Source organism: Actinoallomurus soli (assembly GCF_024055715.1).
Lineage (GTDB): Bacteria > Actinomycetota > Actinomycetes > Streptosporangiales > Streptosporangiaceae > Actinoallomurus > Actinoallomurus soli.
In genome coordinates this window covers 21,351-37,548 of the sequence record NZ_JAMXMV010000004.1, presented here as the reverse complement: position 1 = coordinate 37,548, position 16,198 = coordinate 21,351, and the positions used below count along the sequence as shown (strand labels likewise).

The following is a 16,198-nucleotide window of genomic DNA, read 5'->3' as shown; positions in this document are numbered from 1 at the left end:
CGTACCGCGAAGGAGAAACCATGACGGTCTCCGCTCCGCTGATGACCGAGCAGGCGCCCGCCACCACGGCGGCCGGGCCGTACCGCCGCATGGTGCGGATGTTCCTCGCCAACCGGCTGGCCGTCACGGGCCTGGTCATCCTCGGTCTGCTGCTCGTGTTCTGCTTCATCGGCCCGCTGATCCACCACACCGACCAGGTCCACACGCAGCTGGCCGACGCGACCCTCTCGCCCGGCACGCGCGGCCACCTCCTGGGCACCGACGACGTCGGCCGGGACGTGCTGGGCCGCCTGATGGTCGGCGGCCAGACGTCCCTGGAGATCGGCATCGCCGCCGGGCTGCTGGCGACGCTGATCGGTACGGTCTGGGGCGCCATCTCCGGGTACGCCGGCGGCTGGATCGACGCGGTGATGATGCGCGTGGTCGACGCGGGCATCGCGATCCCCGCGCTGTTCCTGCTCCTCGTGACCGCGACGATCCTCCGCCCGACGGTGCCGGTGCAGATCCTGATCATCGGCTGCGTGTCCTGGCTCGTGCCGGCCAGGCTCGTACGCGCCGAGGCGCTGTCCCTGCGCAGCCGCGACTACGTCCAGGCGATGAAGGCGATGGGCGGCGGCCACGGCCGCGCGGTCTTCCGGCACGTCATCCCGAACGCCATCGGCACGGTCGTCGTCAACGCCACCTTCCAGGTCGCCGACGCGATCCTGCTCATCGCCTACGTCAGCTTCCTGGGCCTCGGCGTGGCCCCGCCGAAGACCGACTGGGGCGGCATGCTCAGCAAGGGCATCTCCTACACCTCCGAGGGCTACTGGTGGCTGATCTTCCCGGCGGGCCTGGCGATCGTGCTGGTCGTGTGCGCGTTCAACTGCATCGGTGACGGCCTGCGCGACGCCTTCGAAGTACGGCTCCAGGGGCGCTGATGAGCGACCGGACGAAAGGTGAGACGGTGAGCGACTCCCCGGCTCTGGCCATCGAGGACCTGCACGTCTCCTTCTCGGGCTCGGGCGGCTCCGGGAAGGTCCGCGCGGTCGACGGCGTCAGCATCCGCGTCGACCCGGGCGAGATCGTCGCGGTGGTCGGCGAGTCCGGGTCCGGCAAGAGCGTCACGTCCATGTCGACCCTCGGCCTGCTGCCGCCCACGGCCTCCACGAGCGGCAGCGTCCGGGTCGGCGGGGTCGACGTCACGACGCTGGACGGCCCCGCGCTGCGCGCCGTACGCGGCTCGGAGATCGCCATGGTCTTCCAGGAGCCGATGACCGCGCTGAACCCGGCGTTCACCGTCGGCTGGCAGGTCGCCGAGGCGCTGCGCCTGCACATCGACGGCCTGTCACGGAAACAGGCCCTGGACCGCGCCGCCGAGCTCCTGGAGACGGTCGGCATCCGGGACGCGCGGCGCAGGCTCGGGCAGTACCCGCACGAGCTGTCCGGCGGCCTCCGCCAGCGCGTCATGATCGCGATGGCGATCGCGTGCGAGCCGAAGGTGCTGATCGCCGACGAGGCCACCACCGCGCTGGACGTCACCGTGCAGGCGGAGATCCTCGACCTCCTGCGCGACCTGCGGGAGCGGTTCGGCACGGCGATGCTGGTCATCACCCACAACATGGGCGTCGTCGCTGACATCGCCGACCGGGTCGTCGTCATGTACCAGGGCAAGGTCGTCGAGGAGGCCCCGGTCGAGGAGCTGTTCGCCGGCCCGCGCGCGGACTACACCAAGCGCCTGCTGGGCGCCGTCCCGCGCCTCAGGCCGCGGGGCGACGAGCGCACCGGTGAACCGGCGGTCGCGGGCGAACCGGCGGCGCCGGGCGAGGCGGCGCTCGCCATCGAGAACCTCGTCGTGCAGTTCCGCGGCAAGGGCGGCGCGAAGGTCCGCGCGGTCGACAACGTCTCCCTCACCGTCGCCAAGGGCGAGGTCCTCGGCCTGGTGGGCGAGTCCGGATCCGGCAAGTCGACCCTGGGCCGCGCGGCGATCGGGCTGATCACCCCGGCCTCGGGCACCGTACGGCTGCTCGGCGACTCGCTGACCGGCGCGCGGGGGAGCGCGCTGCGGCGGCTGCGGCGACGCTGCGGCATCGTGTTCCAGGACCCCGCCTCGTCCCTGGACCCCCGGATGACCGTCGGCGACTGCATCGCCGAGCCCCTGGTCATCAACAAGGTCGGCGACCGCGACGAGCGGGTCGTCGCCCTGCTGGAGAGCGTCCGGCTCGACCCCGCCGTACGGCTCCGCTACCCGCACGAGCTGTCCGGCGGGCAGCGGCAGCGGATCGGCATCGCGCGGGCGCTCGCCCTCGACCCCGACCTCGTGATCGCCGACGAGCCGACCAGCGCGCTGGACGTCTCGGTGCAGGCGGCCGTGCTGGACGTCTTCCTGGAGCTGCAGGCCCGCCTCGGCTTCGCCTGCCTGTTCATCACGCACGACCTCGCCGTCGTCGGGCTGGTGTCCGACCGCGTGGCGGTGCTGAACCAGGGCAAGCTGGTCGAGGAGGGCCCGCGCGACCAGGTGCTGTTCGACCCGCGCGAGGACTACACGCGCCGCCTGATCAGCTCCGCCCCCGTACCCGACCCGGTCGAGCAGCGCGAACGCCGCGCCCGCGCGGCCGAACTGAGGGCCGCCCGCGACTGACCGTGGCCGGGGCGCCTCACGAGAGGCGGTGCGACGACCGTCCCGGCGGTTGATGGGTCGAGGGCTTGCCCTTGGGCTTTTTCTTCGTCGGGTGCTTCCTCGCCGGATGCGGCTTGTGCGAGTGCTTCGGGTGCTCCCCGGAGTGCCCGTGGGACGGGCTGCGCCCGGGGGACGTCGGCGGGAGCAGGGCTCCCGGGGACGGTGAGTCGGTGGCTGTGGGGGCGGGGGATCGTCTCGGCTGGTGAGTGCCGCGTGAGTGGTGGTGTCCTGTTGGGAGGGGCACGTGCTGTGACGCGGCGACGGCGGCGATGCCGCCGGTGAGGGCCAGCAGAACGGCGATGAGTGCCGCTTTCGCGGTGAGCAGTACGCGTGGGATCGGTAGTCGCCGGTGATGGCGTGTCCGGGCGTCGTGGAACGCGGCGACGGCTGCCTCCTCCCGCCTCGGGTCCTCGTCGACCGGGGCGGTGGAGGCGGCGGCGAGGATTTCGGCGAGTTCGGTCGGGCTCGTGTGCTCCCCGCGCAGCAGGCGTTCGGCGGTTTCGGGATCGAGCCGTGGATCGTTCATCGCTGGCGTTCCGGTCGGTTGGGATTGCTCGGGCGGCGTGCTGCTCGGACGGTGCCGGGCCGCCGTGGATGTCGCGACGGCGTGGGCGGGGGACGGCTGAGGACGGTCTCTCACCGATCATGCCGTATGCCGCCGCGACACCATGCTTCACGTGACAGCGGTAGGCGGCCCGTGGCTCAGCCGATGTAGGCCAGGCCGTCGAGGGCGATGGTCGGACGCCCGGACGTGCCGGCGACCTTGATCTTGATGGTGTGGCGGGAGCTGCTGCTCCAGGTCCGGGTCCACTGGATCTGCCGGTAGAGGCTGGAGGACGCCTTGGTGTCGACCGTGGCGACATAGGTGCCGTCGACGTAGACGTAGTACTTGCCGGCGGTGGTGGCGCGTTTGTCGATCAGTGCGACCGAGCGGGCGGTGACGGTCCATGAGGCGGTGGCTCCCTTGGCGCTGGAGTAGATGCCCGTCCCGCCGAGGTAGTGGCTGTTCGTGGTCGTCTTCCAGGTTCCGGTGCGGCTGGAAGAGGAGTCGGACCGCAGCGACGCCGTCCGGGTCGCGGAACTGGTCGCGGTGTTGCCGGCGGCGTCCGTCGCGGTCAGTGACCAGGCCGTGGACGTCGCGGGCTTTGCGTAGGCGGACCAGGCCGTGGTGGTCGGCGTGAACGTCACGGCGGCTGGGGAGGTGGCCTTCACCGATCGCAGCAGCCGGTCGTCGGTGGCCTTCCACGTGAGGCTGACGGGGATCTTCGTGGAGCTGACGGTGCCGGTCCGCACGGACAGGGCGGCGGAACTGCTGAAGACGGGTCTGGTCGCGTCGGCGACGACGGAGAAGGCGGAGGACTTGGCGGTGGTGCCGTCGATGTTGTCGGCGATGACCTGAAGCTGGTGGGTCCCGGAGCGCAGCGTGGCCGTGACCGAGGTCGCCGACGCCGTGGGGTGGGCGATCGCGGTGCCGTTGTCGAGCAGTCGGTATCCGGTGGCCGCGGCGGGGTGCCAGCCGAGGGTGACCGTGCCCTTGGTGTAGTACGTCGTGTTCACCTTCGTCGCCCCCGTGAGGGAGACGGCGGTGAGGTCGGCCGGGGTGCTCCACTGCTTGGCGGCCGTACGGATCGTGGACAGCTTGTCGTACAGGAGCCCGGGACAGGCGGTGCTGTTGGCGTCGCGGTGTCCGGAGATGGTCTTGAAGGGGACCTGCGAACCGTACGTGAAGTTGCCGTCCTTCACGCCCTCGGTGAGTGTCGTGGAACCGGTGGGGTCACCGCCGTCGAGGCCGAGTTTCCAGGCGGCGACCTTGGCGACGGTGTCGAGTGCCGCCTGGGGCGGTGCGACGTTCGTGAAGGTGCCCAGGACCGCCACGCCGGCGGAGTCGGTGTTGAAGCCGTAGGCGTGCGCGCCGATCACCGGCCGGTCGACGCCTCCGGACCGTCCCTCGAAGAGGGTGCCGCACTTGTCGACGAGGAAGTTGTAGCCGACGTCGTTCCAGCCGTTCGTCTTCACGTGGTACAGGAAGATCGAGCGGACGACCGCCGCCGAGTCCGCGCAGGAGTAGTCGTTGCCGGTGTCGGTGTGGTGGACGAACACCGCTTTGACCTGGTCCGCGTACGCGTTGGGCGTGGCGACCAGTGACTCATCGGCGCCCCACTGGGCACGGGAGACGATCGTCGGGCGGGGCGCCGTGCCGGTTCGGGGAGTCGGCGATGCGGAGGCCGACGGGAGGGGCGAGTCGCTCGGGCCGGTGGTCGGGGCGGGGGACTGCGGCGGAGAGACGCTGGTGCTCGCGGTCGGGGCCGCGCTGGGGGAGTCCGCGGGCGGCGCGGACGGATCAGGACTGCCGCTGTCCGCGGCGAGGGCGACCCGCACGCCCTGGTGCCCGGCGGCGTGCGCGGGGTGCCGCACGCCGGTGCGGGCGGGACGGCGCCGTCTGGCACCCGGGTCGATGAGGACGGCCCGCAGCCCGGCGGGCAGGCGGCGGTGCCCGGTCACCTGAACGGCGACGCCGTTGGAGGGGCCCACCCACAATGGTGCGGTGGTGCCCTGACGGGACCGTTCGCGCTTAGTGCCGTCGGGGACGTCATCATCGGCGACGGTGACGGGCCGCCAGGCCGACCACGTACCGGTCGTCGCACTGCGGGTGCGTACCTTCACGGTTCCCCTCAGCCGCGTACCGGGCCGGTCCCAGACCACACCGAGCAGGCTGAACGGCGAGGTCGACTGGGCCGGGGCGCCGGCCTTGGCACCGGTGGTCCGCAGACCGACCGTGTGCACGTTCCCGTCGATGGGACCGGTCACCTCCGCCGCCGCGGGTTTTCGAGGAGCGGTCGTTCCGGACGAGGCCAGCAGCGGGACGGCGACGCCTGCCGAGCCGAGCACCACCGCGGTGACGGCGACGGCGGTGCGCGGTCGCACGCGAAATCTCATCAATCCTCCATTGCGAGAGAGCGCAGTACGACCGAGAGCGCAGGAGGGTCCGTCGCTGTTACACCTCAGGAGACAGGGCTCGTCACGTGTCGCCGGCCAGCCGCCGCGCGAGCGCGCGAAGGCCACGGTGCGCGGCGGTGCGTACGGCACCGGCGCGCTTGCCGAGTACGCGACCGGCATGCTTGGCGTCGAGGTCCATCACCACGCGCAGCAGGACCGCCTCGGCCTGGTCGGGCGGCAGAGTCGCGATGAGCCGGAACGCCTCGGCCGCGGCGAGCCGCGCCATGACGGTCTCCTCGGGAAGCTCGCGGTCGGCCAGATCGGTGAGCTCGTCGGCGCGTACGTCGGCGATGGGGCGTCGCCGGGCACGGCGGAGCTGGTCGATGGCCCGGTTGCGGCCGATCCGGGCGGCCCAGGCACGGAACGCGGCCAGATCCCCGCGGAAGCGGTGCAGGTCCCGTGCGATCTGCAGCCACGTCTCGGCGGCGATGTCCTCAGCCTCGGCTCCGGCGAGCGCGCCCAGGTAACGCAGCAACCGCGGCTGAACGTCGTGGTAGAGACGGCGGAAAGCGGATTCGTCGCCGTGTTGCGCGGCGACGACATCGGAATCGGACGCTGCTTGGTACGGGCCGGAGGACATCGGGGCGGGCGGGCCTGCGTCTTCCTCGGAGGGATCGCCTTCCAGACAGGACTCGGCCCGGCGGTCAGGGTTCATGGTCGGGCCGGCGCCGGTCACCGGCATGGGGCGAGACGGCGTCCTGACCGTCCGCCCTGCCTCCGGAGTGCTCGCGAGGCGCCGCCGTTCCCTGCCCTGGCATGCCACCCCTTGCACCCGTGCGGAGATAGTCGATCGAGCTCATCAATGACCGCGATTTTCTGAAAGAGCGGCGGAAGGTTAACACGCTTTTAGGAGTTGAGCCAGGCAGATTCGGGATCTCGCCGATTAGGCGTCGTGATTAAATTGTTATCTTCTCGGTGGGTCCATGCGAAGAGTGACCGGTGCGCTACGGATCGTCGACCGGCGCCGGTCTGAGCTGACCGGCTGTTGCCATCCTGGCGGGAAGGTGTGACATTTCGAGGACCCCGGACGCTTGGTCTTGGGGGGACTCCGGTCTCTGCCTTGACGGCCTCTTTGCGGCCACCGTCCGCTCTGACCTGCCTTGACCGCCGTAAACCGCCGAGTGAAGATCGCTGGCGAAGCGCGCTCGCTGCCGGCGAGCCCGAGCGGCCAGTCTGTTGCGGAGGTTCGGTGGTAGTGGCTGTCACTTCGCCTGCCCGCGGCCCGACCTAACGGGTCATCGTCACTCCTGCCCTCAGTGGGTCATTCGGTCTTCGACTATTCCTGACGCCAGTTCCAGGCGCGTCAGCGCGCTCTGGATTTGATTTCGACTGCCCTAGTGGAGTTGTCGTGAGCCGGTTGTCGGCGCGTAAATGGCAAAACGTCTGGTACTGCTAATGGTGGTCGCGCTGCTGTTCGCCGGGTTCCCGGGAGGCGTGGCACGAGCGGAGAGGGCACAGGGCGGCAGGTACGGCTACAGCCGTTCGGTCAGGAACGACAGCACGACCTCGGCCATCTCGTCGGGGACCTCCTCGGCGAGGTCGTGTCCGGCGGTGAAGACGTGGCCGGTGACGTCGTCGGCCATGATCCGCATCTGCGTCTCGTTGCGGTCGGCGATGAACGCCGAGCCGCCGAGCGCCAGGACCGGGATGTCCAGTTTCTTCTGGGAGCTCTGCCGGTTCTGTTCGGCGTCGAGGAGCATCGCGCGGTAGATCGCCAGCATCGCGCGGATGCCGCCGGGCATGGAGTAGCAGCGCACGTACTCCTCCACGGCGTCCGGGGTCGCGGTGTCGGGGTAGAGGCGCTCGTTCTTGATCATGTAGGTGATGAGCTCGCGTTCGTGCCCGGTGATCAACATCTCGGGCACGTCCGGCTGGAAGTAGAAGCCGAGGTGCCACAGGTGCATCCCGCTCGAGACGTTCTCGGGGGTGAGCGCGGTGTGGTCCTCGAAGCCGAACCCGGGGAACAGCGCCTCGGCGAACACCAGCGCGTTGACGTGGTCACGGTGCCGGGCGGCGAGCTGGTAGCCGATCACCGCCCCCCAGTCCTCCCCGACCACGGTGTAGGAGGCGTGCCCCAGGTGGGCCATCAGCGCGGCGATGTCGTCGCTCATCGTCGCGGAGTCGTAGCCGCCGGCGGGGCGGGCGGAGTCGCCGAGACCGCGCAGGTCGGGCACGACGACCGTGTACCGCGGCGTCAGCTTCGGGACGAGGTGCCGCCAGTGATAGCCGGTCTTGGGCACCCCGTGCAGCAGCACGACCGCCGGACCGGAGCCGGCCGTTCGGTAATGCAGACTCGTTCCGTTGACGGAGGCGCGGCCGGTACGGACGGGTTCGTCACGATGGTCGAGAAGCATCGCTCCACTGACTCTTCCACTCGGCCGCGGTCCGGCCGGTGGGCCGGGCCGCGGCGCTGCTCTCTTCTGGTTACCTGGGAACCGTAAGTGAGTATGCTCTGACATGGAAGAACGCACTTTTCGGTGAGAGGGGAACCTCGTGGAAACCGAGCAGGTCACGCGCGCACCCGACGACGCGGATGTGACGCGCGCCGACTCCCTGGCCCGCGAGATCTTCTCCGGCGTGGCCAACAAGTGGGCCCTGCTGATCATCAACGTGCTGGGTGAGCGCACGCTGCGGTTCACCGAGCTGCGCACGGAGGTCGAGGGCATCAGCCACAAGATGCTCACCCAGAACCTGCGCGCGCTCGAACGGGACGGGGTGGTGCACAGGACGGTGCACCCCACGGTGCCGCCACGCGTCGACTACCGCCTCACCGAGGCGGGCCGTGCCCTGCGGGACACGGTCAGCGGCATGTGCGCGTGGACCCGCCGCTACCTCGACCACATCGAAGCGGCCCGGCGTTGTTTCGACGCCAAGGACGGCGGCGCCGCCCGGTGAACCCGAGGGTGACGGTACGGGGCGGGCCGGCCCGCCGCCCCCGGGGACCGGAAGAAGGCTTCAGTCGGTCTGGGTGACCACGGCGGCCAGGCCGCAGGGAGCGTGCAGGAAGAGGAAGAAGTCGCAGTCGATGTATTCGCGGATGACCGTTCCGGTCATACCGCCGACGTAGTTCATGACCTTCCCGCAGGCGGGGCAGGCCGGGTAGTCCGGATCCTGGACCCAGTCGGGCTCCCCGCCGAGCGTCGGCCCGCCCAGGTACCGGTCAGGCCGCCGCTCCCCGACGGTCAGGCGTACGGGCGGCGGGTCCGCCTTCTCCAGTTTCTTCCCGTCCAGGTAACCGGGCCGGACGGTGTGCGCGGACCACGTGGCGTCGCCGTCCGGGGTCACCTCCGCGAAGGAGACCCTGGGGTAGATGCAGCAGAGGAAGCAGGCGACGATCCGCAGCCGCCCCCGCCAACCGGTGTGAGCGAGCGCGGCGGCGACGCGCGGGTCCGTGGTGTCCATGTCGAGGACCACCCAGAGCGGGCCGCCGCACCAGGGGCATTCCTCCTCGGCCGACGCGGCGCCGTCCTCGGGCACCAGCTCGTACGCCGTCGCTCCGCGGATCTCCCGAGCCTGCCCGTCGGCCTCGAAGTCCCAGCCGTACCGGGGAAGCACGTTGGCGAGGGTCTCGGCCTCGATACCCGGTGGCGCCTGCTTCAGCCATCGCCGGAACGCCGCCTCGGCCACCGGACCGTGGGTGGCCGTGAGCATCGTCACCAGCCACACGTTCGGGGAACCGGCGTCGATCCGCGCCACGGCATCGCGCTGCACGTCCTCGTCCGCCTCGCGGAACAGCGCCTCCGGAAGGTAGACGTCGTCGGCGTCGAGCAGGCGCGACAGGTAGGGCCGGAGAGCGTCCGGATCGTCTTCCACGAGCTCCTCGAGCTCCCACGCGGCGTCATCGTCGCCGGACAGGATGCGGTCGACCAGGTCAGCGATCATCCGCGCACAGTACTGCCCTCCTCTGCCGACGCGGAGCAGCGTGCTCCTTGGCCGGCCGGGGGTGGGTTCGTCAGCGCCGAATCGCTCGGGGCGGGTCCGGAGGGTTCGGCCGAGTGCCACCGGCCCGGGCGGGCCGTGGCTACGACCAAGAGCTCACCCAGAACCTGCGCGTGCTCGAACGGGACGGGGTGGTGCACCGCGGTCGCCGGCGGACAGGGCGCGGCAACGGTGGCCCGTGCGGAACGGCCTCGGTCGGGGCTCTCTTCAGGGCCCGGTCGGCGCGAATATCCACATAATCGGGCGTTTCCCTCGCCGGGTGGACCCATCGCGTTCTGCGGCGTCTACTCACAGGAGACGAATTCTCCTCTAAGTAGACGGCGTGGGAAGCGAGGTGCCTCCGGAGGCGTCTGACATGCCCTGATCGTGCGTTATGTCCTGCGGCGTGGTGGCCGCGCCGCGCCGGTCGCAGAGAACGCCCCGTTGCCGCCCGGCTTCGGCGGGGCCCGTTCCACCCGTGTCCAGTACCGCCGACCAGCCTTGCGGCGGCGCCGGGAGGTCGGCGTCGGCCCGCTGCCGCCGCTGCAGACTCATGCGCGCGGCGGCCGGGTACTTGCGGACGAGGAAGTCCAGCTGGAGCAGTTCCCTCGCCTCCGACGGCGGTCGCCGCGCCAGTGAGTCGGCGCCGTTCGCCATGGCGAGCCTTCGGCGCGGTCCTGCGCGGCCACCGCGAAGCCGCGAAACTCTCCCGGCCCGCCCTCGCCCAGGCGCTCGGCTGCACCCCGCAATGGATCGAAAAGCTCGAGACCGCCCTCCGCGCCCCCTCGGAGGCAACGTCGGAAGACCTCGACACCTACTTCAAGACCCCCGAGACCTTCCACCGCATGTGGCTGGAGATCCGCCGTGCCGGCAAACACGCCGCACTACCTCCGGGCTTCTCCGGCTTCCTCGAACTAGAGGCCAAGGCGACGATGATGTGCATCTTCGAGAACATGGTCGTCACCGGCCTCTTCCAGACCCCGCAGTACGCCCGCGAGGTGCTCACGACCGGCCGCAAGCCAGAGGCGGTCGAACATCTGGTCGCCACACGGATGGAACGTCAGCAGATTCTGGTCCGCGAGGACCCGCCCGAAATCGTCCTGGTCCTCGACGAGAACGTCCTGCACCGGCCGATCGGTGACGAGGAAACACGCAGAGAGCAGATAAACCACTTGATCGAACTCGCCGAGCAACCCAACATCACCGTACAGATCGTCCCGAGCCGTACAGGTGCCTATGCCGGCGTTATGGGCGCTTTTACTTTGATGGCGACACGGGTGGCCAGTGCGTTGAGGTCGGGGCCGTGGTTGCGGAGTCGGCCTCAACGAGGTAGAACCCCGTTCGGTTCTTGGGGAGCGGTGGCTTACGATCGGCTTCGTGACGGTTCGCGGGCTCATCACCGACTGGGGCGGCGTGCTCACCACGCCGCTGAAAGAGACGATCACGGCGTGGATCGAGGCGGACGACATCGATCCCGACGCGTACAAGCTCGTGATGAAGGAGTGGGTGACCCAGGCGTACGCCGGTGACGGCGCGGTCAACCCGATCCACGGGCTGGAGGACGGGTCGCTGAGCCCCGCCGAGTTCGAGCGCCTGCTGGCCGAGCGGCTGCGGACCCGGACCGGCACGGCGGTGCCCGCCGACGGGCTGCTGACGCGGATGTTCCTCGCGTTCGAGCCGGTCGAGCCGATGTACGACGCGCTGCGTAACGCGAAGGCCGCCGGTGTCCGTACGTGCCTGCTGTCCAACTCCTGGGGCAACACCTATCCGCGTGAGCTGTTCGCCGAGATGTTCGACGCGGTCGTCATCTCCTCGGAGGTGCGGCTCCGCAAGCCGGACCCGGCGATCTTCCATCACGCGCTGGAGCTGATCGGGCTGACGCCGGAGGAGTGCGCGTTCGTCGACGACATCGAGCACAACGTCCGCGCCGCCGAGGAGCTCGGCATCACCGGCGTGCACTACGTGGACGCGGAGAGCACGGTCGTGCGGCTGGAGGGGCTGCTCGGCATTCCGCTCGGGGACGGCGGGCAGCGGCCTTAGAGGTCGAGCTGGTACTCGTAGGCCGTGTGCGTCGGCGTGTAGCCGAGCGAGTCGTTGATGCGCTGCATGTAGGGGTTGTCGTCGGCGGTGTCGGTGAGCAGGCCGCCGAGTTGGGGGTACCGCTCACGGGCCTGCCGGATCGAAGCGGCCTTCATCCATAGGCCCAGGCCATGCCCGCGATGCTCAGGAAGAACGCCGGTGCCGTAGTGCTGGGCATCGCCCTTGCCGTCGCCGGGGACGACCAGCTCGGTGAATCCGGCGATCGCACCATCCGTCTCGCTGATGGCGACGACGGTGTGCAGGCGGTCGCCCCGCTTCTCGACGGCGGAAGCGGCGGCCCGAACCCGCTCCAGGTCCCAGGTCACCGTGCCGAAATCGGTGCTGCCCGTCGGCATGTCGTCCATGGCGTGACGTGACACCACGAACGTCTCGGCGAGTTCGTCGGGGACCGCGCCGTCCCATGACGCCAGCCGGTACCCGGGATGCGGCTGTTCGATGATCCTGAGGAGAGCCGCGACGTCCGCGTCGGCCAGCGGTAGCCGGGTGTAGGTCAGGGTCAGGACTTTGCGGAAGCCCCGGGCGGACAGGAACCGGTCACCGGCAGAGCCGGCCGTGGCCTGGGCGATCACGCACCGTCGGCCGTCTTCACGTGCGGCGGCAACGACCGAGTCAAGGAGGCGGGAGCCGGTGTGCCTGCGCCGCTCCGCCGGATGGACGTTCAGCTGCAACTCGGCGAGGTGGTCCTGCCCGGTCCCGGTGAAGAGGCGAAGGAACGCCGACCCGACGGGGGCGCCGTCGGCGTCGGATGCCAGCCATGCCAGGCGTCGATGGGACGGATCGGTGTCCGGGTCGATCAACGCAGTGATGCGGACGGTCAAGGCGTCTCCAGGGGGAAAGGGGACGACGGAACCTGGGAAAGCCCAGGTCGGCCGAGGGTCCGCCGAAGGTAACCCCCTCGCCGGGGGAGCGGCAAAGGCTTTTCCGTCCTGCGGGTGTCGGCCGGATAGCACGCGCATCGGCGGTCCCGTGCTGGCACACTCTGCAGGGACATGCGCGTTTATCTACCGTCCACACTGAACGGCCTGGCCCGGATCCTCCGCGATCGGGAGCTCGGGCCGGTGCCGCTGACCGCCTACGCCGTGACGCCGGCGCTGCGCGAGTGGTACGCCTCCGCGGACCTCGAGGAGCTCGAGTACGCCGCGATGTCGGACGCCGCGAAGGCGTCCCTCCGGCTGCTGGCCGCGGATCCGGAGGCGCCGTCCCGCCGGGTCGTCATCGCCGCCGAGGTCCCCGACACGCTCGTGACCTCCGTCGTGGGTGACCTGGTCGACGCCGAGGACCGGGCCGTCGTCCGGATCTCCGAGACGATCCCGTTCAGCCGGATCGTGTCCGGGCACATCGACGACGCCGAGGCAGAGGCGGACGTCCGCGCCGCGCGCGCGGCGGTCGAGGCGGCCGACGCGGGCGACGACGACGCGATGTTCACCGTCGACGGCGCCGCCGGGCACGACCTCATGTGGTACGCCACGCAGGAGCTGCGTCACCTGGTCCCATGAGGTTCCGGCCGGCGAGCGGGCTGGCTTATGCTCGACTGGCTATGGCGCACATCGTTTGGGACTGGAACGGCACCCTCTTCGACGACATCGACGCGACCGTGGACGCGACCAACGAGGTCTTCGCGTCGTACGGCCTGCCGATGATGGACCGGGCGGGGTTCCAGGCGATCTACAGCCGTCCGATCTGGGCCTGCTACGAGCGCCTGCTGGGCCGCGCGTTGGAGGAGGGGGAGTGGGAGCGGCTCGACGCGGCGTTCCACGACTCCTACCACCGGCTGATGGAGCGCTGCCGGCTCGCGGCGGACGCCCGGCACGCGATCGACGCCCTGACCGACGCCGGGCACACCCAGTCCCTGCTGTCGATGTGGCACCACGACCGGCTGACCGTCGCGGTGCGCGAGCACGGGATCGGCGAGATCTTCCGCCGGGTCGACGGCCTGCGACCGGGCGAGGCCGGCGGGTCGAAGGCGGAGTTCATGGTCCGGCATCTGTCCCGGCTGGGGGTCGACCCGGCCGAGGTCGTGGCGGTCGGGGACAGCGTCGATGACGCGGCGGCCGCCCGGCACGCGGGCGCGCGCGCGATCCTGTACGCCGGGGGGACGCACGCGCGGGCGGACCTGGAACGTCTCGGGGTCCCGGTGGTGGAGCGGCTCACCGAGGTCTCCGCGTACATTTGACCTGCGCGGTCCTCACGAGGGGCCGCGTCCACGATCCTCACCCGGATCATTCTGACGACGCTGTCACGAACTGCGGGGAGAGCTGTCTCATGGACGCTGTCACGAACGTACCGGTCCCCGTGAACGAGCCGGTGAGGGCGTACGCCCCCGGCGGCCAGGACCGGACCGGCCTCGAGGCGAAGATCAAGGAACTCGCCGGCGAGCGGATCGACCTCACGATGACCATCGGCGGCGAGCAGCGGCTCGGCGGCGGACGGCCCGTCGACACGGTGCAGCCGCACAAGCACCGGCACGTCCTCGGCCAGGCCCGTGAGGCGACCGACGACGACGTGCGCGCGGCCATCGAGGCCGCGAGGCGGGCCGCGCCGGGCTGGCGGGCGCTGTCGTTCGACGACCGCGCCGCGATCTTCCTCAAGGCCGCCGACCTGCTGTCCGGTCCCTGGCGGAACACCTTGAACGCCGCGACCATCCTCGGCCAGTCCAAGTCGGTGCAGCAGGCCGAGATCGACGCGGCGTGCGAGTTCATCGACTTCCTGCGCTTCAACGTCTCGTTCGCGCGCGAGCTCTACGCCCAGCAGCCGATCAGCTCACCGGGCGTGTGGAACCGCGCGGAGTACCGGCCGCTGGAGGGCTTCGTCCTCGCGATCACGCCGTTCAACTTCACGGCGATCGCCGGGAACCTCCCCACCTCCGCCGCGCTCATGGGCAACGTCGTCGTGTGGAAGCCGTCGCCGACGCAGCAGTTCGCGGCGCACTTCACGATGCGCCTGCTGGAGGCGGCCGGCCTGCCGCCCGGGGTGATCAACCTGGTCACCGGCAACGGCGAGGCGGTCTCGAACGTCGCGCTGCGGCACCCGGACCTGGCGGGCATCCACTTCACCGGCTCCACCGCGACGTTCCAGCACCTGTGGCGCACCGTCGGGGAGAACATCGCCGGCTACCGCACCTACCCGCGGCTCGTCGGCGAGACGGGCGGCAAGGACTTCGTCGTCGCCCACCCGTCGGCCGACCCGCGGGTGCTCTCCACCGTGCTGATCCGCGGCGCGTTCGAGTACCAGGGCCAGAAGTGCTCCGCCGCCTCCCGCGCGTACGTCCCGCGCTCGGTGTGGAACACCATGCGCGACGACTTCCTCGGCACGGTCGAGTCCCTGACGATGGGCGACGTCGCCGAGGACCTGTCGGTGTTCATGGGCGCCGTGATCGACGACCGGGCGTTCGCCAAGCACCGGGCCGCGATCGAGCGGGCCCGCTCGCACGACGCCATCGACATCCTGGTCGGCGGCGGCCTCGACGACTCCGAGGGCTACTTCGTCCAGCCGACGGTGCTGCGGAGCGCCGACCCGGAGGACGAGATCTTCACGACGGAGTACTTCGGCCCGATCCTCGGCGTCCACGTCTACGACGACGCCGACTACGACACGGTGCTCACCCAGATGGAGAACGCCGCGCCGTACGGCCTGACCGGGTCGGTCATCGCCCAGGACCGCCGGGCCATCGCCGAGGCGTCGGAGAAGCTGCGGTTCGCCGCCGGCAACTTCTACGTCAACGACAAGCCGACCGGCGCGGTCGTCGGGCAGCAGCCCTTCGGCGGGTCGCGGGCCAGCGGCACCAACGACAAGGCCGGCTCGATCTTCAACCTGACGCGATGGGTGAGCACGCGCGCGGTCAAGGAGACGTTCGTGCCGCCGACCGACCACCGGTACCCGCACATGGGGTGATCGCCTTCGCGTCTCCCGGCGAGTAACCTGGCCTGTGACCAGGCAGAACGCGTGACGCGTAGGACAGACCGGGGGGCTGTGTGCGGCGTCTGGCGTCAGTGGCCGCCCTCGTGGGCTGCGCGGCGGCGGCCGGGTACGCGGTGAAGGCGCTCACCGTGCCCGAGCCGCGGCCCGCCCGTGTCGTCGACGCCGACGGGGACGCCGACCTCGCCCACCTGTCGATCCGGGCGGATCCGCGGCTGGTCCCGGTGACCGGTCACCGGCTCGTGCCCGGCCGCCCGGCCCGGTACGCCTTCACCGTGACCAACGCGGGCCCGGAGGCCGTCCGTCACGTCGTGGCGCGCAGCGTCAAGGTCGCGGCGCCCGGAACCGACGACCGGCTGGCCGTCGTGTCCGTCAGCGACCCGTCGTGCTGGGGGATGGGCCGGGTGGAGTGCATCTTCCAGCGGCTGGGCCCGGGGGAGACCAGGACCGTGCGCGTCGTCGTGAACACCCCGGACGACCGGCCGCCGCGCGGGCGGATGACGATCAACACGTTCCTGGGCCGGTTCACCGGGCCGGTCGGCGGGACGATCCCGCTCGAGGTGATTGGCGAGGTCAGGGCGACCACGGGGCGGTTCCCCTGACGCCGTG

15 protein-coding genes and 1 pseudogene are annotated in these 16,198 nt (G+C 70.6%); 9 read left to right on the top strand and 7 right to left on the bottom strand.

Annotated elements, in window-relative coordinates:
* The first annotated feature begins 20 nt into the window (after nt 1-20).
* Both NDW01_RS12040 and NDW01_RS12035 read left to right on the top strand, forming a co-directional pair.
* Nucleotides 21-920 (top strand): ABC transporter permease, encoded by a 900-nt coding sequence (locus tag NDW01_RS12040; RefSeq protein ID WP_252819919.1) that lies wholly within the window; start codon nt 21-23, stop codon nt 918-920.
* A gap of 26 nt (nt 921-946) precedes the next feature.
* Nucleotides 947-2,620 carry an ABC transporter ATP-binding protein gene (locus NDW01_RS12035; RefSeq protein WP_308211681.1) on the top strand — a complete coding sequence of 558 codons (1,674 nt, stop codon included), beginning with the start codon at nt 947-949 and terminating at the stop codon, nt 2,618-2,620.
* Between the two features lie 16 nt (nt 2,621-2,636).
* Here NDW01_RS12035 and NDW01_RS12030 read toward each other — a convergent pair whose 3' ends face one another.
* From NDW01_RS12030 to NDW01_RS12015, 4 genes are all read right to left on the bottom strand, one after another.
* A complete protein-coding gene (locus NDW01_RS12030) occupies nt 2,637-3,185 on the bottom strand; it encodes a hypothetical protein (protein ID WP_252819915.1) in 549 nt (182 codons plus the stop codon).
* A gap of 176 nt (nt 3,186-3,361) precedes the next feature.
* Nucleotides 3,362-5,584 carry an N-acetylmuramoyl-L-alanine amidase gene (locus NDW01_RS12025; RefSeq protein ID WP_252819913.1) on the bottom strand — a complete coding sequence of 741 codons (2,223 nt, stop codon included), beginning with the start codon at nt 5,582-5,584 and terminating at the stop codon, nt 3,362-3,364.
* A 94-nt stretch (nt 5,585-5,678) separates the two neighbouring features.
* Complete coding sequence (locus NDW01_RS12020; protein ID WP_252819911.1) at nt 5,679-6,131, bottom strand: sigma-70 family RNA polymerase sigma factor; 453 nt, start codon at nt 6,129-6,131, stop codon at nt 5,679-5,681.
* Nucleotides 6,132-7,128: 997 nt separating this feature from the next.
* A complete protein-coding gene (locus NDW01_RS12015; RefSeq protein WP_252819909.1) occupies nt 7,129-8,010 on the bottom strand; it encodes an alpha/beta fold hydrolase in 882 nt (293 codons plus the stop codon).
* 139 nt (nt 8,011-8,149) lie between these two features.
* On the opposite strand from NDW01_RS12015, the gene NDW01_RS12010 reads away from it, so the two are divergent.
* Nucleotides 8,150-8,551: a winged helix-turn-helix transcriptional regulator gene (locus NDW01_RS12010; protein WP_252819907.1), complete on the top strand. Its 402-nt coding sequence runs from the start codon at nt 8,150-8,152 to the stop codon at nt 8,549-8,551.
* Nucleotides 8,552-8,611: 60 nt separating this feature from the next.
* Here NDW01_RS12010 and NDW01_RS12005 read toward each other — a convergent pair whose 3' ends face one another.
* On the bottom strand, nt 8,612-9,538 hold the full coding sequence (locus NDW01_RS12005) for a hypothetical protein (protein WP_252819905.1): 927 nt from the start codon (nt 9,536-9,538) through the stop codon (nt 8,612-8,614).
* Nucleotides 9,539-9,904: 366 nt separating this feature from the next.
* Nucleotides 9,905-10,231, bottom strand: coding sequence for a hypothetical protein (locus NDW01_RS12000; protein WP_252819903.1), 327 nt, complete (start codon nt 10,229-10,231; stop codon nt 9,905-9,907).
* Between NDW01_RS12000 and NDW01_RS44325 the strand changes: the two are divergent.
* Nucleotides 10,210-10,794, top strand: a pseudogene (locus NDW01_RS44325) (helix-turn-helix domain-containing protein); the annotation flags it as partial. The gene NDW01_RS12000 and the pseudogene NDW01_RS44325 sit on opposite strands and share 22 nt — an antisense overlap.
* Before the next feature lie 157 nt (nt 10,795-10,951).
* Complete coding sequence (locus NDW01_RS11990; RefSeq protein ID WP_252819899.1) at nt 10,952-11,614, top strand: HAD family hydrolase; 663 nt, start codon at nt 10,952-10,954, stop codon at nt 11,612-11,614.
* On the opposite strand, the gene NDW01_RS11985 is transcribed toward NDW01_RS11990, so the two are convergent.
* Complete coding sequence (locus NDW01_RS11985) at nt 11,611-12,492, bottom strand: GNAT family N-acetyltransferase (RefSeq protein ID WP_252819897.1); 882 nt, start codon at nt 12,490-12,492, stop codon at nt 11,611-11,613. The two genes, NDW01_RS11990 and NDW01_RS11985, sit on opposite strands and share 4 nt — an antisense overlap.
* Nucleotides 12,493-12,663: 171 nt before the next feature.
* Between NDW01_RS11985 and NDW01_RS11980 the strand changes: the two genes are divergently transcribed.
* The 4 genes from NDW01_RS11980 (at nt 12,664) to NDW01_RS11965 (ending at nt 16,191) form a co-directional block, all read left to right on the top strand.
* Nucleotides 12,664-13,170 carry a DUF6912 family protein gene (locus NDW01_RS11980; RefSeq protein ID WP_252819895.1) on the top strand — a complete coding sequence of 169 codons (507 nt, stop codon included), beginning with the start codon at nt 12,664-12,666 and terminating at the stop codon, nt 13,168-13,170.
* A gap of 41 nt (nt 13,171-13,211) precedes the next feature.
* Nucleotides 13,212-13,847: an HAD family hydrolase gene (locus NDW01_RS11975; protein WP_252819893.1), complete on the top strand. Its 636-nt coding sequence runs from the start codon at nt 13,212-13,214 to the stop codon at nt 13,845-13,847.
* 89 nt (nt 13,848-13,936) lie between these two features.
* Entirely contained in the window at nt 13,937-15,565 is a 1,629-nt protein-coding gene (pruA, locus tag NDW01_RS11970; protein ID WP_252819891.1) for an L-glutamate gamma-semialdehyde dehydrogenase, read from the top strand.
* 98 nt (nt 15,566-15,663) lie between these two features.
* On the top strand, nt 15,664-16,191 hold the full coding sequence (locus tag NDW01_RS11965; protein ID WP_252819889.1) for a methane monooxygenase/ammonia monooxygenase subunit B: 528 nt from the start codon (nt 15,664-15,666) through the stop codon (nt 16,189-16,191).
* The last annotated feature ends 7 nt before the right edge of the window (nt 16,192-16,198 follow it).

Excerpts from the sequence above, each read along its gene's own strand:
- NDW01_RS12040 (WP_252819919.1), top strand. The coding sequence starts at position 21 with ATGACGGTCTCCGCTCCGCTGATGACCGAGCAGGCGCCCGCCACCACG.
- NDW01_RS12030 (WP_252819915.1), bottom strand. The coding sequence starts at position 3,185 with ATGAACGATCCACGGCTCGATCCCGAAACCGCCGAACGCCTGCTGCGC.
- NDW01_RS12015 (WP_252819909.1), bottom strand. The coding sequence starts at position 8,010 with ATGCTTCTCGACCATCGTGACGAACCCGTCCGTACCGGCCGCGCCTCC.
- NDW01_RS12005 (WP_252819905.1), bottom strand. The coding sequence starts at position 9,538 with ATGATCGCTGACCTGGTCGACCGCATCCTGTCCGGCGACGATGACGCC.
- NDW01_RS12000 (WP_252819903.1), bottom strand. The coding sequence starts at position 10,231 with ATGGCGAACGGCGCCGACTCACTGGCGCGGCGACCGCCGTCGGAGGCG.
- NDW01_RS11980 (WP_252819895.1), top strand. The coding sequence starts at position 12,664 with ATGCGCGTTTATCTACCGTCCACACTGAACGGCCTGGCCCGGATCCTC.
- NDW01_RS11975 (WP_252819893.1), top strand. The coding sequence starts at position 13,212 with ATGGCGCACATCGTTTGGGACTGGAACGGCACCCTCTTCGACGACATC.
- pruA (WP_252819891.1), top strand. The coding sequence starts at position 13,937 with ATGGACGCTGTCACGAACGTACCGGTCCCCGTGAACGAGCCGGTGAGG.